This is a genomic window from Planococcus citreus, from assembly GCF_003664125.1.
In the GTDB taxonomy this organism is placed as follows: domain Bacteria; phylum Bacillota; class Bacilli; order Bacillales_A; family Planococcaceae; genus Planococcus; species Planococcus citreus.
This window is the reverse complement of record NZ_RCCP01000001.1, coordinates 24,032-39,478: the sequence shown is the minus strand read 5'-3', so window position 1 is coordinate 39,478 and position 15,447 is coordinate 24,032. Positions and strand designations below refer to the sequence as shown.

The window sequence follows — 15,447 nt, the reverse complement described above, 5'->3', positions numbered from 1 at the left end:
TTAAATGGCAAGATATGAAAGTCAGTGAAACTGCGTTATAGTAAACAGTGAGCAACCCCTTTAAAACAAGCGAAAATACTAACATATGAAAGTAGGCGAAAGCATGAACGCATACGATGAGTACATGAAAGGCATTGTTGTCCCAATGCGCAAAGAACTGACAGAATCCGGATTTACGGAGCTGACTACGGCAGAAGATGTCAACGAACATATGAGCAATTCACAAGGCGTGAGCCTCGTGATCATCAACTCGATCTGTGGATGCGCCGCAGGGCTTGCACGCCCAGCCGTGCGCGAAGCGGTGGAATTGGCTGAGCACAAACCGGACCATTTGGTGACAGTATTTGCAGGACAGGACAAGGAAGCGACAGCGCAGATGCGCCAGTATTTTGAGGAAGTGCCGCCATCGTCTCCTTCAATCGCAGTCGTAAAAGGCGGGCAGCTTGCGCATTTCATTCCGCGCGAAGAAATTGAAGGCTTTGAAATGGAGCAAGTGCGTGATGCCGTGAAACAAGCAATCGAGGAAGCAGCGCAGTGAAGACGATCGTCACGACCGCTTACCGGCCGACGGATGCGACTAAGCGCTGTGCACAAGAGACCGCACAGCTCCTTGGCCTGCAGGCAGTCGAGCGCAATAAGCGACCGATCTACAAACTGCACGAAGAACTAGCAGCGGACATTCTCGTCTGCAAAAAAGAACGGCTCGAGCTTTATCCAGTCGGACAAAGAGAGCCGTTCTTTTTTCATCCCAACTCGGCAGCATTTCGCTCGAAGCGGCCGTTAGAAAATGATCCGCTCGTTGAAGTGTCAGGGCTCGAGCGGGGCGACGCATTCCTCGATTGTACTCTCGGCATGGCGAGTGATGCGCTCATTGCTTCGATTGTCGTTGGGGACACCGGAAGAGTGGTTGGCTGTGAAAGCGACCCGGTCATTGCCCATGTCATCCATGAAGGCTTAAAAAATTATCAGGACATGCCGAAACTGCACGATTCGATGAGGCGCATCCAAGTCGCCTCTCAAAATGCGGTCGATTATTTGAAGGGCCTTGATGATGATTCCTTCGATGTCGTCTACATGGATCCGATGTTCACGGAACAGATTACGGAAGCGTCTAACTTTGCGCCACTCCGGAACAACGCGGACCACGGGCAATTGACGGAGGAATGGGTAGAGGAAGCGAAGCGCGTCGCAAGGAAAAGCGTCGTTTTGAAAGCGCATTTCCGCTCGACTGATTTTGAGACGTTCGGCTTCAAGCGGCGCGTGCGCCCAAATACGAAATTCCATTTCGGCGTCATACAAATGAATAAGAGTAAATAAAAAAATCTCCCAAAGCGGGAGATTTTTTTCGGAGTGTTGAAGAAGTCTGTAGTCCATTATAAATTAAACGAAGATTATCTTTTCCGCATTCAAAAATCAATGTTCTATTTAAGTATTTGAAGAAGCGTTTGCTCGTAAACCCTTTTGCTCAGTAATACTGCGTATTACTTTCGCAAAGATAATGTCTCCCGTAGGTCGACCTTATCTTTCCTGTGGATTAGTGAGACGGCCGAGACCCCGCAAGACGCATAGCGGCTGAGGAGGCTTGGACGCGAACCCACGGAAAGCGAGCGATAAGCTTCGAAAAATACGTGTCCATGAGTTTCTCGATATCATAAAAAAATCTCCCAAAGCGGGAGATTTTTTTAGTCTGTAAAGGATAGCGAAGTCAAATACACAAGCATAAACAATAGACCCAATCCAATCAATAATGACGCGTCCATGAAAATTCCTCCTTTTTGAAAAAAACAAGGCGTACTTACTCGCTTTATTGTACAATGAAATGGAACAAGATGAAACCTTTCCACTTAAAAATCGTTTATTACTATAACTATCTTGACAAAATGTTCAAAATTGAGGGTGATGTTTAGTGAAGAGTTGGTGGCAGAAGTCCTTGATGGTTGCTGTAACGGTTCTGACGCTAGGAGCCATTACGCCAAACCATATGATTTGGGAATCCTTGCTCGATGAAGAGGATGGCCCAAAAACACATGCAAGCCAAGGACAAACAAAAGAGTATACGCTTGAATGGATCGATCCTGCAGAATATTATGTGACGGCAGACTCAATTCTTGCCGATTTCCGCCAAGCTGCGGAAGAACAGTCCTATATGAAATTCGGATCGCGCATCGGCCCGGTGATCGACTCGGAATTCCGTACGCGCATTTTGCCGACGATCCAGGACGTCATCGACACGGAACTGGCTGCATACGGCAAAGACAGATTGCGTAATTTGGCGATTTCCGAAAAACCGTCCGGCGACCACGCCGAGAAAATTTTCCACGTTTACGACAAAGACAGCGGACAAGATGAAATCCGCTTCCATGTCCGGACCGAGAAAAAACCGCTTGAAGGCTATTCATTCAATTTCCATTACCATTTGGCAAGCGACCAGTACCAGCGCCACATCAGCATCGGGGACATCTACTGGTCAAAAAATACACCGCCTAAATGGCTTTCCTGAAACCGTTATCACCATAACGGTTTTTTTTAATGCGCCCATTTCTTTCTTCAGATGTGATACTCTTAAAGTTTTTCTTATTCGAGTTGTTTTTGTTATGATGATACTAATAATGGAGGGAATTGCATGAAACAATATTTAGCGTTGTGTGAACATATCCTGGATCAAGGAGCCAAGAAAGAAGACCGGACGGGAACCGGGACGCTCAGCGTATTCGGCCACCAGATGCGCTTTGACCTGGCAGAGGGCTTTCCGCTCATGACCACCAAAAAAACGGCGTTTCGCCTGATTGTCTCTGAACTTCTCTGGTTCATCAAAGGCGATACGAACGTCCAAACTTTATTGAAAGATAATAATCACATTTGGGATGAGTGGGCATTTGCCCAGTGGGTCGAAAGCGATGAATACGAAGGGCCGGACATGAATGATTTCGGCCGGCGGGCACAGCGCGATCCAGAATTTGCGGAACTGTACAAACAGCAAATGGCGCTGTTCCAGGAAAAAGTGCTGGCAGATGACGAGTTTGCAAAAAAATACGGTGATTTGGGGCCGGTCTACGGCAAGCAATGGCGATCGTGGGCAGCGACTGACGGCGGCCAGATTGACCAGTTGAAAAATGTTGTCGAATCGATCAAGAACAATCCGGATTCACGCCGCCATTTGGTGACGGCTTGGAATCCGGAATTCATCGATGATATGGCGCTCCCGCCTTGCCACATCATGTTCCAGTTTTACGTAGCAGAAGGCAAATTGTCATGCCAGCTATACCAAAGAAGCGCGGACGTCTTTCTCGGCGTGCCGTTCAATATTGCGTCCTACGCCCTTTTGACGCATCTCGTTGCACAGGAATGCGGGCTCGAGCCTGGTGAATTCATTCATACGACCGGCGATACGCATCTTTATGTGAACCATTTAGAACAAGTGCAGGAGCAATTGAGCAGAGAACCGAAAGCTTTGCCAATTTTGAAATTAACAGAAGGCAAATCGATGTTCGATATGGACATGGAAGACATTCAAATCGAGGGCTATGACCCGCATCCGCGGATCAAAGCGCCTGTTGCAGTATAACGGCCAAGGAGGAGAACTTATGATTTCATTGATGGTGGCGCATGACCCGGATCACGTAATCGGCAAGGATAACCAGTTGCCGTGGCATATTCCGGAAGATTTGGCCTATTTTAAAAAACACACCCTCGGAAAAGGCATGGTAATGGGGCGCAATACCTTCGAGTCGATTGGCCGCCCTTTGCCAAAGCGGCGCAATATCATCGTGACGCGCAACACGGAATACACAGCACAAGGCGCCGACATCACCTATAACCTGGAAGATGCCATCGAATTGGCTAGAGAGCAGCACGACGAAGTAATGATTATCGGCGGCGAGCAGATTTTCCGTGAAGCCTTGCGGATCGCCGACAGGCTGTATATTACACTGGTCCACCAAGCTTTCGAGGGAGATACGTTTTTTCCTGAATACGGAAGGGAATGGAAGTTAGTATCGGAGTCTGAACGCCATCACTCGAACGGCATCCCGTATTCGTATTTGGTGTACGAACGAAACACAGGGGGAGAATCAGGTGATTAAGTCCGCCCGAACATTTTCTTATCTATTCGGCTATTTGCCGATTGCTGCCACCAATCTGGCGAAGTTCAAAAAGCGTAAAGCGGGCATGAGCCAAGAGGAATACAGCAAGCTGATCCATAGCGAACCCCAGAAATGGGCGTCAGGCATCATGAAGCGGACGGGCAGCCAGGTCGAAGTGAGCGGGCTCGAACATTTACCGGAAGGGCCAGTGTTGTTTGTCAGCAACCACGAAGGCAATTTCGACATCCCTGTGCTGTTGTCGTCGATCCCGAAACCGTTCGGCTTTATTTCCAAAGAAGAAGTGAGGAAATTTCCGATCATCCCGTCTTATATGGATGAGATGAATTGCGTATTCCTCGACCGCACCGATCGCCGCAGCGCGTTCAAGTCCATCACCGATACCATCGGAAAGCTTCACGAAGGCCATTCCATCCTGATTTTCCCGGAAGGCACAAGAAGCAAAGGGCAGGGGCTCAAGGAGTTTAAAGCCGGATTCATGCGCATCGCGAAAGAAGCTGGCGTACCGGTCGTGCCGATTGCCATCGAAGGCACGTCGCGCATCATGGAAAACAACAATAACCAAATCCGCCCGGCCCGTGTAAGGGTTCAAGTGCTTGAACCCTTAACTCCGCAAGAACTGGACGCTGCGGGCGTGAAAGCGGCGCAATTGGTCAGAAGCCGCATCGAACAAGCGCTGGCTGATGTTCAGTAAATCGTTTGTGTGAAAAGCTAATCCCATTAACACCCTATAAGTAGATGAAATGGAAGTGATCGAATGTCGAAAATTCACATTGTAACGGATTCGACTGCTGATTTGAAAGCAGAAGAAATAGAAGCATACGGGCTACACGTCGTTCCGTTGTCGATCCAAATCGGGGGCAAGACCTATCTCGACCGTGTCGATTTGGAACCGGAAGCTTTTCTTGAACTGATGAAGAATTCGGATGAATTCCCGAAGAGCTCCCAGCCGGCACCAGGCGTTTTCAAGGAGCTCTATGACGAACTCGGCAAGGACGGAAGCCAAATCATTTCAATCCATATGACCGGGGGCATGAGCGGTACCGTGGAATCGGCACGCACCGCTGCGGAATTGACCGATTCCGATGTCACCGTCATCGATTCCCGTTATATTTCCCATGCCCTGACGTTCCAGGTTTTTGAAGCTGCAGACATGGCGAAGCAAGGCAAAACCGTCCAGGAAATCGTCGAACGCGTGGAGCAGGTGCGGCGCAATACGAAACTGTATGTCGTAGTCGATACGCTCGATAATTTAGTCAAAGGAGGGCGCATCGGCAAAGGCCGTGCGATGATCGGATCGTTCTTGAAGATCAAGCCGATTGCTTCTCTTGACGACGGCGAATACACCCCTGTCGCCAAAATGCGCAGCCATAAGCAAGTGGTGGATTATTTGGTGAAAGATTTTGCTGAACGCACAAAAGGCAAAGTGGTCAAAGGTGTCGGCATCGCCCAGGCAAATGGCCAGTCGATGGCCGAGCCGCTGCGCGAAAAAATCAAGGAAACCGGCTTTACCGCCGTACGCTATGATTTCACGACTCCGGTCATTTCCACGCATACGGGAATTGGCGCCATCGGCTTCATGTATTACACGGAGTAAATTAAAAGAATCATAAAGGAGAGACGGACGTGAAACGCATCCTGTATATTGTCATCGCTTTATCGATTGTGCTTGCGGGATGTGCTTCAACGTTCAATTTCGGTAAAGAAGAAGCGGCGCCGCGCTTGCCGGTGGAATTCACCCCTTACACCGTCCCGCCGAACTTCATCCCGCAAACTGTCATCATCACGGCCCTTGGCGATTCTTTGTCACAAGGCGTGGGTGATACGGAGAACCGCGGGGGGTATGCCGGCCGCCTGGCGCTCGAAATGGCGGAATGGCCGGGGGTGGAAGGCATCGCCCTTGAAAACACGGCGAAGCGCGGCAGGAGAAGCGACCAATTATTGGCGCTGTTCCAGCAAGGCAAGCTGTCCGGACCGTTGCTCGCTTCGGATTACATTTTCATGACGATCGGCGGCAACGACGTCATGCGCATCGTGAAACGGGATTTGTTTTCGCTGAATATCGATGCATTCACCGAAGAGTTAATTCTCTACCAGAACCGCTTCGAGACCATCTATGCATCCATCCGTTCATTGAATCCATCTGCGCCGCTCATTGTCGTCGGCCTGTACAATCCGTTTTCACTGGTGACGGATGAAGTGGAGGAATTCGATCAAATTATCGCCTCCTATAATGGAGTCATGCAAGAAACAGTGGAAGACGATCCGCATGCCTGTTTCGTCCCTGTCAGCGATTTATTCGTCGGCAACGAGAATTTGGTATATCATACCGATTTTTTCCACCCAAATAGCAAAGGCTATGACTTGATGGCTGAGCGGGTATCGGAAAGAATGGAGCAATGCGGAATCAGCTTCCAAGGATAGGAGGTGGAAAGATGAAGAAATGGCGTTTTGCCTTTTTCGTGCTATTGGTGTTGAACCTTATTGCCGTCATTGGATTTTTCCTGTTCATTACAACACCATCCGATAACTTTAAAACCTATCAAGCGGAAAGCAGCCCGCCGCCTGAAGGCAATACCGTCGTCGTCAATACGACCAAAGCCGATTTTGAAGGCATTGCGAATACGTATATCGCTGATGCGATGGAAGGCCAGCCGATGCCTTTGCGCTTGTCGGTGACCGATAATGTCAGCTTGTCGACCGAGTTGACGGTCTTCGGGGTGACCTTGCCGATCCTCTTGACATTCGACCCGGTCGTGCTGCCGGATGGCAATTTGCTGTTGGAACAGCGTTCGGTTGAAGTCGGACGGCTCGACATACCACCGGAATCAGCGTTAAAATTGCTTCGAGACTCCGTGGATCTTCCGGAATTTATGGAAGTACTGCCGAAAGAAGAGGAAGTCGTGTTGAATCTCACCGAAATTCCCATCAACGGCGGCGTTTCAGTACGCGCAACATCGTTCGACCTTGAAGAAGACGACATCCGTCTTTTAGTAACGATTCAGCCATAATATGAGGAGGAGTAAGATGAAGACAGAAAAAGCGACATTTGCCGGCGGCTGTTTTTGGTGCATGGTACAGCCTTTTGATTCGCTCGAAGGCATCGAAACGGTCGTCAGTGGCTATACAGGCGGCGATTTGCCGAATCCGACCTATGAGCAAGTCTGCACAAACTTGACCGGCCACCGGGAAGCTGTTGAAATCACGTTCCAGCCGGAGCTTTACCCTTATGAGCAACTGCTAGAAGTGTATTGGTCACAGATCGACCCGACCGATGCGGGCGGTCAGTTTTTCGACCGCGGTGATTCTTACAAAACCGCCATTTATTACCATACGGAAGAACAGCGGATCGCTGCTGAAAAATCCAAACAGCAATTGGAGCAGTCGGGCAAGTTCACTAAACCAATTGCAACGGATATTTTACCGGCGAAGGAATTTTATCCAGCCGAAACGTATCACCAAGATTATTACGAGAAAAACCCAACGCATTATAACCGCTATGCGACAGGATCCGGTCGCAAGGCATTTATCCAAAACCATTGGGGGGAATCAAAATGAAAGACGATTTGAAAGCGAAATTGACGCCGATGCAATACCACGTCACGCAGGAAAACGGTACTGAGCCGCCGTTCCAAGGTGAATTCGACCAGCATTTCGAAGAAGGCATCTATGTCGACATCGTCTCGGGCAAACCTTTGTTCAGCTCGAAAGACAAATTCGACGCACATTGCGGCTGGCCGAGTTTTGCTAAGCCGATCGAAGGCGAAGAAGTCAAAGAAAGCTTCGATACGAGCCACGGCATGAGACGGACTGAAGTGCGTTCTGCTTCAGCCGATTCGCATCTCGGCCATTTATTTCCGGACGGGCCATCTGAACTTGGCGGCTTACGTTACTGCATCAACTCCGCAGCATTGCGTTTCGTTCCAAAAGATCAATTGGAACAACAAGGCTATGGCGAGTATTTGCAGCTATTTGAATAAAAAGGCAGCCTGGACTCCGGTCCGGGCTTTTTGCTGAAAGGAGGGGCCTCTCGTGAATCGCTCGTTTTATCAATTTGCATTGAAATACCGCGGCAAACTTGTACAGGATGAATATTCCCAATTTGCCGAGGCGATGTTTTTGGACCACAGCTTTCCGAAAACGAGTACGGATTTCCAGGAGATTTCGCAATACGTCGAAGAAAAGGCGCATCCCGTTCTCCAAGCTTCCACATTCGACCGCATGTGGGAAGAATACGAGGCAGGTTGAGGCTCTTCATTGCACTTAGCTAAAAAAAACAGTATGATTAAATCGACTAAAATAAAGTGAGGTTTTATGATGAGTGTCCACATTAATGCTAAAAAAGGCGATATCGCCGATACAATCCTGCTTCCTGGAGATCCGCTACGCGCGAAGTACATCGCGGAAACATTCCTTGAAGACGTAACATTGTATAACGAAGTCCGCAATATGTTCGGCTATACGGGTACATACAAAGGCAAACGCATTTCCGTTCAAGGAACGGGCATGGGTGTCCCGTCGATCTCGATCTATGTGACGGAATTGATGCAAGAGTACGACGTGCAGAAATTGATCCGCGTCGGCACGTGCGGTTCGATCCATAAAGACGTCAAAGTGCGCGATGTCATTCTTGCACAGGCAGCTTCAACGGATTCGAAAATGAATGACATCATCTTCAACGGCATCACGTATGCGCCGATCGCCAACTTCGACCTTCTGCAAAAAGCTTATGCAGCCGGGCAGGAAAAAGGCTTGAACTTGCGCGTCGGTAACGTATTCACAGAAGACGTCTTCTACAACGAACACGCAGAGCACGAAAAATGGGCGCAATATGGAATTCTAGGCCTGGAAATGGAATCTTCCGCATTGTACACGCTAGCAGCGAAATTCGGCCGCAAAGCGCTATCGATTCTAACAGTCAGCGACCATCTATTGACTGGTGAAGTAACTTCTGCAGAAGAACGCCAAACAACTTTCAACGATATGATTGTTGTGGCATTGGACGCAGCGATCCAAGACTAACAGGAAAAAAGACTGTCGAGGCAGTCTTTTTCTTTTAACCCCGCCAAGTTTCAGAAGAGTGTTTGAAACTTGCTGTCAGGTGAATGAAGAAAGTGGTGAAACATATGGACGAAAAGCGACCGGGCGAAGAACAACAACCCGAAGCGCAGGCGGCAGAGGAACCGAAGCCGCATTTTATTCGAATGAAAACCTTCTATTTCATTATGCTCGTCTTCTTCTTGATTATCGCGACAGCGGGCATAACCGTTTTCGCTTTAACTTTCGGAGAAGATAAAGCAGTGGAAGTGAACAGCCCTGAGCGCCAGGAATTCCAGAAGTTATATTCGGCTTATGACCAGATTGAGCAGGAGTACTTCGAGGAAGTGGAACAGGAAGAATTAATCAATGGTGCCATCAATGGCATGGTGGATGCACTTGGCGACCCGTATTCCGATTATATGGATGAAAAAGAAGCTGCCCAGTTCATGGAAGGCATATCCTCCAGCTTTGAAGGAATCGGTGCAGAAGTCCAAGAGCGCAACGGTTATGTGACGGTTGTTTCGCCGATCAAAAATTCACCGGCAGAAAAAGCAGGCGTCTTGCCGAATGACCAGATATTGGAAGTTGATGGAGAAAGCATTCAAGGTTTTTCTACGACTGAAGCGGTCATGTTGATTCGCGGTGAAAAAGGAACCGAAGTGACCTTGACGATCCAGCGCGGCGAGAATGCGGATCCGATCGAAATTACGATTGTCCGTGATGAGATCCCGATCGAAACGGTGTACGCGGAAATGGTCAATGACCAAGTCGCCCACATCAATATCACCAGTTTCTCTGAAAACACATATGATGAACTGCAGAAAGCCATCGCTGAAATGGAAGAACAAGGTATGGAAGCAGCAGTCCTTGATGTGCGTCAGAATCCAGGCGGCTTGTTGAATACAGCACTCGATATTTCGAACTTGTTCATTGAAGAAGGCAAGGAAATGTTCGAAGTGCAGGCAAAAGGCGAAGAGCCGGAAGTGTATTTGGCTACAGGCGGCGATAAATTGGATATCCCGGTCACATTATTGATCGATGGAGGCAGTGCATCGGCTTCTGAGATTTTGGCAGGAGCGATGAGCGAATCCGCGGATGTTACTTTGGTCGGAGAGAAAACCTTCGGGAAAGGGACTGTCCAAACAGCGAATGACCTTTCGGATGGTTCGAACTTGAAGTTTACAACCGCCAAATGGTTGACGCCGGATGGCAATTGGATCCACGAAGAAGGCATCGAGCCGGATGAAGTGGTTCCATATCCAGAATATGCATCCTTGCCGTTCCTTGACCCGTCAGTCGAATTAAAAGATGGCAGCATATCCGAACAAGTACAGACGGCAGAAAAAATGCTGGATGCACTCGGTTATGAAGTCGGCGAAATCGACGGCGTGTTCGAAGAAGAGATGGAGCAGGCCGTAACTGAGTTCCAGGAAGCGAACGATCTGGAAGCGGACGGTGTATTGACCGAAGACACGACGTATGCGGTCATGGACCAACTGCGCGGAAAGATCAATACGGAAGATCCTCAGCTCCAGGAAGCAACAGATATCCTGATGGAGCAGGCTGGCTTAGCAACGGAAGAACCGGCGGATGAAGAAGCCGACACAGAAGAATAAGTTTGTTGAAAAGGCCCGCTCCCGGCGGGCCTTTTCTTGCATAATGAGAGAAAGGGTGAGTTGATGGTTGATGTGTATTTGTTCAGCGGGTTTCTCGGCAGCGGGAAAACGACCTTGCTGAAAAAGATGATTATGGAATTTAAGGAAAAAGGCTTGAAGCCGGCCGTATTCATGAATGAACTCGGATCGATGAATTTCGATTCGGAAGAAGTCGGGGACGGGGTGCCGCTTAAAGAAATCCTGGATGGCTGCATTTGCTGCAGCGGCTCGGAAAAATCGGAAGCGCAGATCCAGACTTTGCTGGCGGAGTCTGAATTTGATGTATTATTGATCGAAACGACAGGCGCGGCACATCCCGTCGAAGCACTCGACGCGATTTTCTCGCCTTTGTTTGCGGAGCGCTTGAACTTCCGCGGCATTGTCACCGTGGCGGACAGCAAACGCTTTTTAGAGCGCCAGCAATTGTCTCCGCAAATCCGCTCGCTGTTCATCGAGCAAATCCGCCACGCCGATCTATTATTGGCGAATAAAACGGATTTGCTGAGCGAATCGGAACAAAGCCAAGCCATTTTTGAGATTCAGCAAATCAATCCGACGGCACGAATCGTACAGACGGTCCATGCCAAAGTGCCGCTAAAATTGCTTGAATCTGTGAGCCCTGCACAGCGCGGGCCGGTCGAACAAGCACCGGTGTCAAAATTGAATTTGCAGACGAAGATCGTGTCATTTGATGAGCCAATCGAGCGCGAAGCGTTTGAGGAATGGCTGCGCAATTTGCCGGATACGGTTTACCGCATCAAAGGCTATCTTACGCTTTCTGGCCATAGCTATCCGCATTCTTTCCAGTATGCTTATGGCATGGTGCAATGGCTGCCAGAATACATGAAGCTGCGCAACCAGATTGTGCTGATCGGTGAAAACCTTGAGGAGCTGTCAATGCCATGATTGAGGCGTATAAACGATTATGGCCGCACAGGCAAGGGGTGCAACGCATCACGACACAAGACGAGTTGGAGACAAGCATACGCGTGGAACTGAACGACGAACTGACCCATCCGCGCGTCCGTAAATCAGTAGAAGAAAAGCTGGAGTTGGCGGTCGAACGAATTGGGGAGTCTGGGCTTACTAAAGAGGAAAAAACACAATTGATCCAGCTATACAAAAAACTTGCCGCTCATTGAGCGGCAAGTTTTTTTTGGATGATCAACAGGCGGATCGATAAAGTGACGGCGCCTGCCGTGAGTCCGACGATTAGGCCGACCCAATAGCCGAACGCACCAAGATCGGTAAACGTGGCGAACAAATAGCCGGAAGGCAGCCCGATAACCCAATAGGAAATGAGCGCCATGATGAACGTGATATTGACGTCCTTATAGCCGCGCAGCGCCCCTTGAACCGGAGCTTGGACGGCGTCCGACACTTGGAACAAGGCAGCGAAGATCAGGAATTGGACAGCGAGCCCGATGACAGCGGGGTCGGATGAATACAACTCGGCGATCGGTTCCCGCAGGAAATAGAGAATGCCCGACGAGATGACACTGAGCGTCACGGCAGCGCCGACTCCAAGCCAGCTGTATTGCTTAGCATGTGACGCGCGTTTTGCCCCGACTTCAAAACCGACCAGGATCGTCGCGCCCATCGATATGCTGAGCGGCAGCATATAGAGGAGCGAGGCGAAGTTCAAGGCGATCTGGTGGGCGGCGATGGTAATCGTCCCGTAAACAGACATCATGAATGTCACCGCTGAAAAGATGCTCGTTTCAGCGAAGATCGAAATGCCGATCGGCACGCCGATGCCGGTGATTTCTTTCCATCTACTTAAGGAAGGGCGCGCCCATTTGCGGAAAATCCCAAATGACTTGAACGGTTCATTCGTGTGGATGATGAAAGCGGCAATCGCCAGCACGAGCCAATACGTGATCGCTGAAGCCATACCGGCACCCGGGCCGCCCAGTTCAGGGAAGCCGAAGTTTCCGAAAATCAGTAAATAATTGAAGAACACATTAATCGGCGCCGACATCAAAGTGATGAACATCGTTACGCGCGTGGCGCCAAGCGCATCGATATACGAGCGCAGCGCATTATAAGCGAACAGCGGCACCAGCCCTAAGCTCATCGCGAAAATATAGCGGCTGGCCACGTCGTTGACGCCGGGCTCGAGATCCATGAAGCCGAGCATCCAATCGATGCCGAAGAAAAAGAAACTGAAGACGATCGCCGCCAGGATGATAGCCAAATAAATCCCTTGCTGCACAGCGTCTTTCACGCCATCTTTTTTCTTGGCCCCCATCAATTGTGCTACAATTGGAGTAATGGACATGAGGATCCCGGCAAGTCCGATATACACCGGAACCCAAAAAGAGGAACCGATCGACACGCCGGCAAGATCCTCGGTCCCGTAGCGGGCGGTCATGTAAATATCGAAAAAAGTCACCATATACATAGCGACTTGGGTGATGAGAATCGGCAGGACGATTTTCATTAACAATTTGAGTTTTTCTTGAGTCGTTTCTGTTTCGTACATATTCATAGCCTCCCAATACACTTGCAATACCAAATAAAACGAGTATATCACACAAACCGTGCAAAGTGATGAAGACACATATGCGCAAAGTAGGAGAGTAGGACAACAGATGGAAAACAAGACAATCATTTTAACGGGCGGCGGGACAGCCGGCCATGTTTCTCTAAATCAGGCAATCATTCCGGAACTGGAAAAACTCGGGTTCCGTGTAGAATATATCGGCTCCAAAGAAGGAATTGAAAACGAATTAATCCGCGATTCGTATCCGGAGATCACCTATCACGCCATTTCCAGCGGCAAACTGCGCCGTTATTTCTCCATGAAGAACTTCACGGATCCGTTCCGTGTCGGGGCAGGATTGACGCAAGCCTTGAACATCATCCGCAAAGTGAAGCCGGTCGCGATCTTTTCAAAAGGAGGTTTCGTCTCGGTGCCGGTCGCGATGGCGGGGCGTCTCGCAGGCGTGCCTGTCATCATTCACGAATCCGATGTCACGCCAGGCCTTGCAAATAAATTGGCGATTCCTTTTGCGGACCATATCTTTACGGTCTTCAAGGAAACGATGCGCCATGTGCCGAAAGAGAAATCGACTTGCACGGGCTCGGTCATCCGCAGCGAATTGCTCGATGGCTCAGCTGCGAGCGGCAGGGAATTATGCCATTTCGACAACACCCATAAAGTATTGATGATCATGGGCGGAAGCCAAGGGTCTGCGCTTATCAATGATGCAGTGCGCGAAAATCTGGATACATTGACCAAGCAATTCAACATCATCCATTTATGCGGAAAAGGCAATATCGATGAACGTCTTGAAGGCCACGAACAGTATTGCCAGTTTGAATACGTGACGCATGAATTGTCGCATCTTTTGCATTTGACGGACCTGGTCGTCTCCCGAGCAGGATCGAATTCGATCTTTGAATTTTTGGCATTGAAAAAGCCGATGCTGCTCATTCCTTTATCGAAGCAAAAAAGCCGTGGGGACCAGATCTTAAATGCTAATTTGTTCGAAGCGCAAGGCTTTGCCCATGTGCTTGAGGAAGAACAAGTGAATGCTGAAAGCTTCATGGCGGCAATTGAGCGCCTGGTAGCTGAAGAAGAGCAATTGATCCACGCAATGACAGAAGCAGAGCCGCCGAAAACTGCTTATGAAATGGCGAAATTGGTAGCTGCCCACGCAAAATAAACTCGAGCTGAAGAGGTGTCGTTATGGAATTACTGAAAGTACATGGTTCAATGAATACATTTTTTCTCTATGAAGGAAACGACCGCGAGGATTTTCCGCAATTAACGAAGCAACTGGCGGCACTTGATGAGCAAATAGACGGCCTCTTGACGGTCTCGCCATCCACACACGCTGATGCGAAAATGCGTGTTTTCAATACGGACGGTTCTGAAGCGTCCATGTGCGGCAACGGCTTGCGCTGCGTGGCGCGCTTTGTTTGCGAGCGGGAAGGCATCGATCAGGCAGTGATCGAAACGATGAAAGCGGATTTGGCAGTGCAGAAAGAACCGGAGATTGACGCTGGCGTGAACATGTATGGCGTGGAAATTTCGCCGGTATCTTTCCAGCTTGCCGATTTGCCGATGACGCTCGAAGCGCATACGGAATGGCGCCAGCAAGCGCTGCCTTTTATCGATGCTGACATTCCGTTTACGGCTGTCGCTGTGCCGAATCCTCATTTGATCGGGATCGTCGGTAAGGAATTGCAGAAAGATCCGTCCCATCAGGAAAAATGGGCGGCATATTTTAACGGCGATAATCCTTATTTCTCGGATGGCGTCAATTTAAGCTATGTGACACCAATAGAAGAAGGGATTTTTGTCCGGACCTATGAAAGAGGCGTCGGCTTTACGGATGCCTGCGGTACGGCCATGACGGCTTCCGCCTTGGTCAGCTGTCTTGCGGGGCTCGTTCCGTTCGGGGACGTTTCCGTCTTTAACCCAGGTGGTATGGTTAACTGTTCGGTAAAATCCGAGGACGGCCACTATCGATTGAAGTTGAGCGGCAATGCGACATATTTGGGCGTTTATCGCTTCCATGCCGGCGCGGCTTTAGCAGACAGCGAGCTGGAATTGGTGAAACAGTCGGATGAGCAGCCGGCTTATGAAAAATTCATTGAGAAAATCAGCGGTGCGACAGCAGGGCTGAGATAACAGAAAGCGG

At 49.5% G+C, this 15,447-nt stretch carries 19 protein-coding genes; 18 read left to right on the top strand and 1 reads right to left on the bottom strand.

The features are described from left to right. Nucleotides 1-103 precede the first annotated feature (103 nt). From DFR62_RS00215 to DFR62_RS00140, 16 genes are all read left to right on the top strand, one after another. A complete protein-coding gene (locus tag DFR62_RS00215) occupies nucleotides 104-538 on the top strand; it encodes a BrxA/BrxB family bacilliredoxin (protein WP_121299415.1) in 435 nt (144 codons plus the stop codon). Then, nucleotides 535-1,317 (top strand): class I SAM-dependent methyltransferase, encoded by a 783-nt coding sequence (locus DFR62_RS00210; protein ID WP_121297518.1) that lies wholly within the window; start codon nucleotides 535-537, stop codon nucleotides 1,315-1,317. The genes DFR62_RS00215 and DFR62_RS00210 overlap by 4 nt, the downstream gene beginning before the upstream one ends. Before the next feature lie 589 nt (nucleotides 1,318-1,906). Beyond that, the gene (locus DFR62_RS00205; protein WP_121297517.1) at nucleotides 1,907-2,500 is read left to right on the top strand and encodes a YpjP family protein; all 594 of its coding nucleotides are present in this window, start codon (nucleotides 1,907-1,909) and stop codon (nucleotides 2,498-2,500) included. 123 nt (nucleotides 2,501-2,623) lie between these two features. Further along, entirely contained in the window at nucleotides 2,624-3,565 is a 942-nt protein-coding gene (locus DFR62_RS00200; protein ID WP_121297516.1) for a thymidylate synthase, read from the top strand. Nucleotides 3,566-3,584: 19 nt separating this feature from the next. Then, a complete protein-coding gene (locus DFR62_RS00195) occupies nucleotides 3,585-4,082 on the top strand; it encodes a dihydrofolate reductase (RefSeq protein ID WP_121297515.1) in 498 nt (165 codons plus the stop codon). Then, nucleotides 4,075-4,794, top strand: coding sequence for a lysophospholipid acyltransferase family protein (locus DFR62_RS00190; protein WP_121297514.1), 720 nt, complete (start codon nucleotides 4,075-4,077; stop codon nucleotides 4,792-4,794). The genes DFR62_RS00195 and DFR62_RS00190 overlap by 8 nt, the downstream gene beginning before the upstream one ends. Nucleotides 4,795-4,857: 63 nt before the next feature. After that, on the top strand, nucleotides 4,858-5,697 hold the full coding sequence (locus tag DFR62_RS00185; protein ID WP_121297513.1) for a DegV family protein: 840 nt from the start codon (nucleotides 4,858-4,860) through the stop codon (nucleotides 5,695-5,697). Nucleotides 5,698-5,726: 29 nt separating this feature from the next. Continuing rightward, nucleotides 5,727-6,524 (top strand): GDSL-type esterase/lipase family protein, encoded by a 798-nt coding sequence (locus tag DFR62_RS00180; RefSeq protein WP_121297512.1) that lies wholly within the window; start codon nucleotides 5,727-5,729, stop codon nucleotides 6,522-6,524. Nucleotides 6,525-6,535: 11 nt separating this feature from the next. Beyond that, nucleotides 6,536-7,111, top strand: coding sequence for a YpmS family protein (locus tag DFR62_RS00175; protein ID WP_058380640.1), 576 nt, complete (start codon nucleotides 6,536-6,538; stop codon nucleotides 7,109-7,111). A gap of 16 nt (nucleotides 7,112-7,127) precedes the next feature. Continuing rightward, complete coding sequence (gene msrA / locus DFR62_RS00170) at nucleotides 7,128-7,658, top strand: peptide-methionine (S)-S-oxide reductase MsrA (protein WP_121297511.1); 531 nt, start codon at nucleotides 7,128-7,130, stop codon at nucleotides 7,656-7,658. Beyond that, on the top strand, nucleotides 7,655-8,080 hold the full coding sequence (gene msrB, locus DFR62_RS00165) for a peptide-methionine (R)-S-oxide reductase MsrB (RefSeq protein ID WP_121297510.1): 426 nt from the start codon (nucleotides 7,655-7,657) through the stop codon (nucleotides 8,078-8,080). Before msrA ends, msrB begins: the two co-directional genes overlap by 4 nt. Before the next feature lie 52 nt (nucleotides 8,081-8,132). Then, the gene (locus DFR62_RS00160) at nucleotides 8,133-8,348 is read left to right on the top strand and encodes a YozE family protein (RefSeq protein ID WP_121297509.1); all 216 of its coding nucleotides are present in this window, start codon (nucleotides 8,133-8,135) and stop codon (nucleotides 8,346-8,348) included. A gap of 69 nt (nucleotides 8,349-8,417) precedes the next feature. Next, complete coding sequence (gene deoD, locus DFR62_RS00155) at nucleotides 8,418-9,122, top strand: purine-nucleoside phosphorylase (RefSeq protein ID WP_121297508.1); 705 nt, start codon at nucleotides 8,418-8,420, stop codon at nucleotides 9,120-9,122. A 104-nt stretch (nucleotides 9,123-9,226) separates the two neighbouring features. Further along, nucleotides 9,227-10,756 (top strand): lmo1851 family serine protease, encoded by a 1,530-nt coding sequence (locus tag DFR62_RS00150; protein ID WP_121299413.1) that lies wholly within the window; start codon nucleotides 9,227-9,229, stop codon nucleotides 10,754-10,756. A gap of 63 nt (nucleotides 10,757-10,819) precedes the next feature. Then, entirely contained in the window at nucleotides 10,820-11,701 is an 882-nt protein-coding gene (locus DFR62_RS00145; protein WP_121297507.1) for a CobW family GTP-binding protein, read from the top strand. Next, complete coding sequence (locus DFR62_RS00140) at nucleotides 11,698-11,937, top strand: hypothetical protein (RefSeq protein WP_121297506.1); 240 nt, start codon at nucleotides 11,698-11,700, stop codon at nucleotides 11,935-11,937. Before DFR62_RS00145 ends, DFR62_RS00140 begins: the two co-directional genes overlap by 4 nt. On the opposite strand, the gene DFR62_RS00135 is transcribed toward DFR62_RS00140, so the two are convergent. Next, on the bottom strand, nucleotides 11,931-13,280 hold the full coding sequence (locus DFR62_RS00135) for an MATE family efflux transporter (protein ID WP_121297505.1): 1,350 nt from the start codon (nucleotides 13,278-13,280) through the stop codon (nucleotides 11,931-11,933). The two genes, DFR62_RS00140 and DFR62_RS00135, sit on opposite strands and share 7 nt — an antisense overlap. Nucleotides 13,281-13,389: 109 nt before the next feature. On the opposite strand from DFR62_RS00135, the gene DFR62_RS00130 reads away from it, so the two are divergent. Both DFR62_RS00130 and dapF read left to right on the top strand, forming a co-directional pair. Continuing rightward, on the top strand, nucleotides 13,390-14,466 hold the full coding sequence (locus DFR62_RS00130) for an undecaprenyldiphospho-muramoylpentapeptide beta-N-acetylglucosaminyltransferase (RefSeq protein ID WP_121297504.1): 1,077 nt from the start codon (nucleotides 13,390-13,392) through the stop codon (nucleotides 14,464-14,466). 23 nt (nucleotides 14,467-14,489) lie between these two features. Further along, entirely contained in the window at nucleotides 14,490-15,437 is a 948-nt protein-coding gene (gene dapF / locus DFR62_RS00125; protein ID WP_121297503.1) for a diaminopimelate epimerase, read from the top strand. The last annotated feature ends 10 nt before the right edge of the window (nucleotides 15,438-15,447 follow it).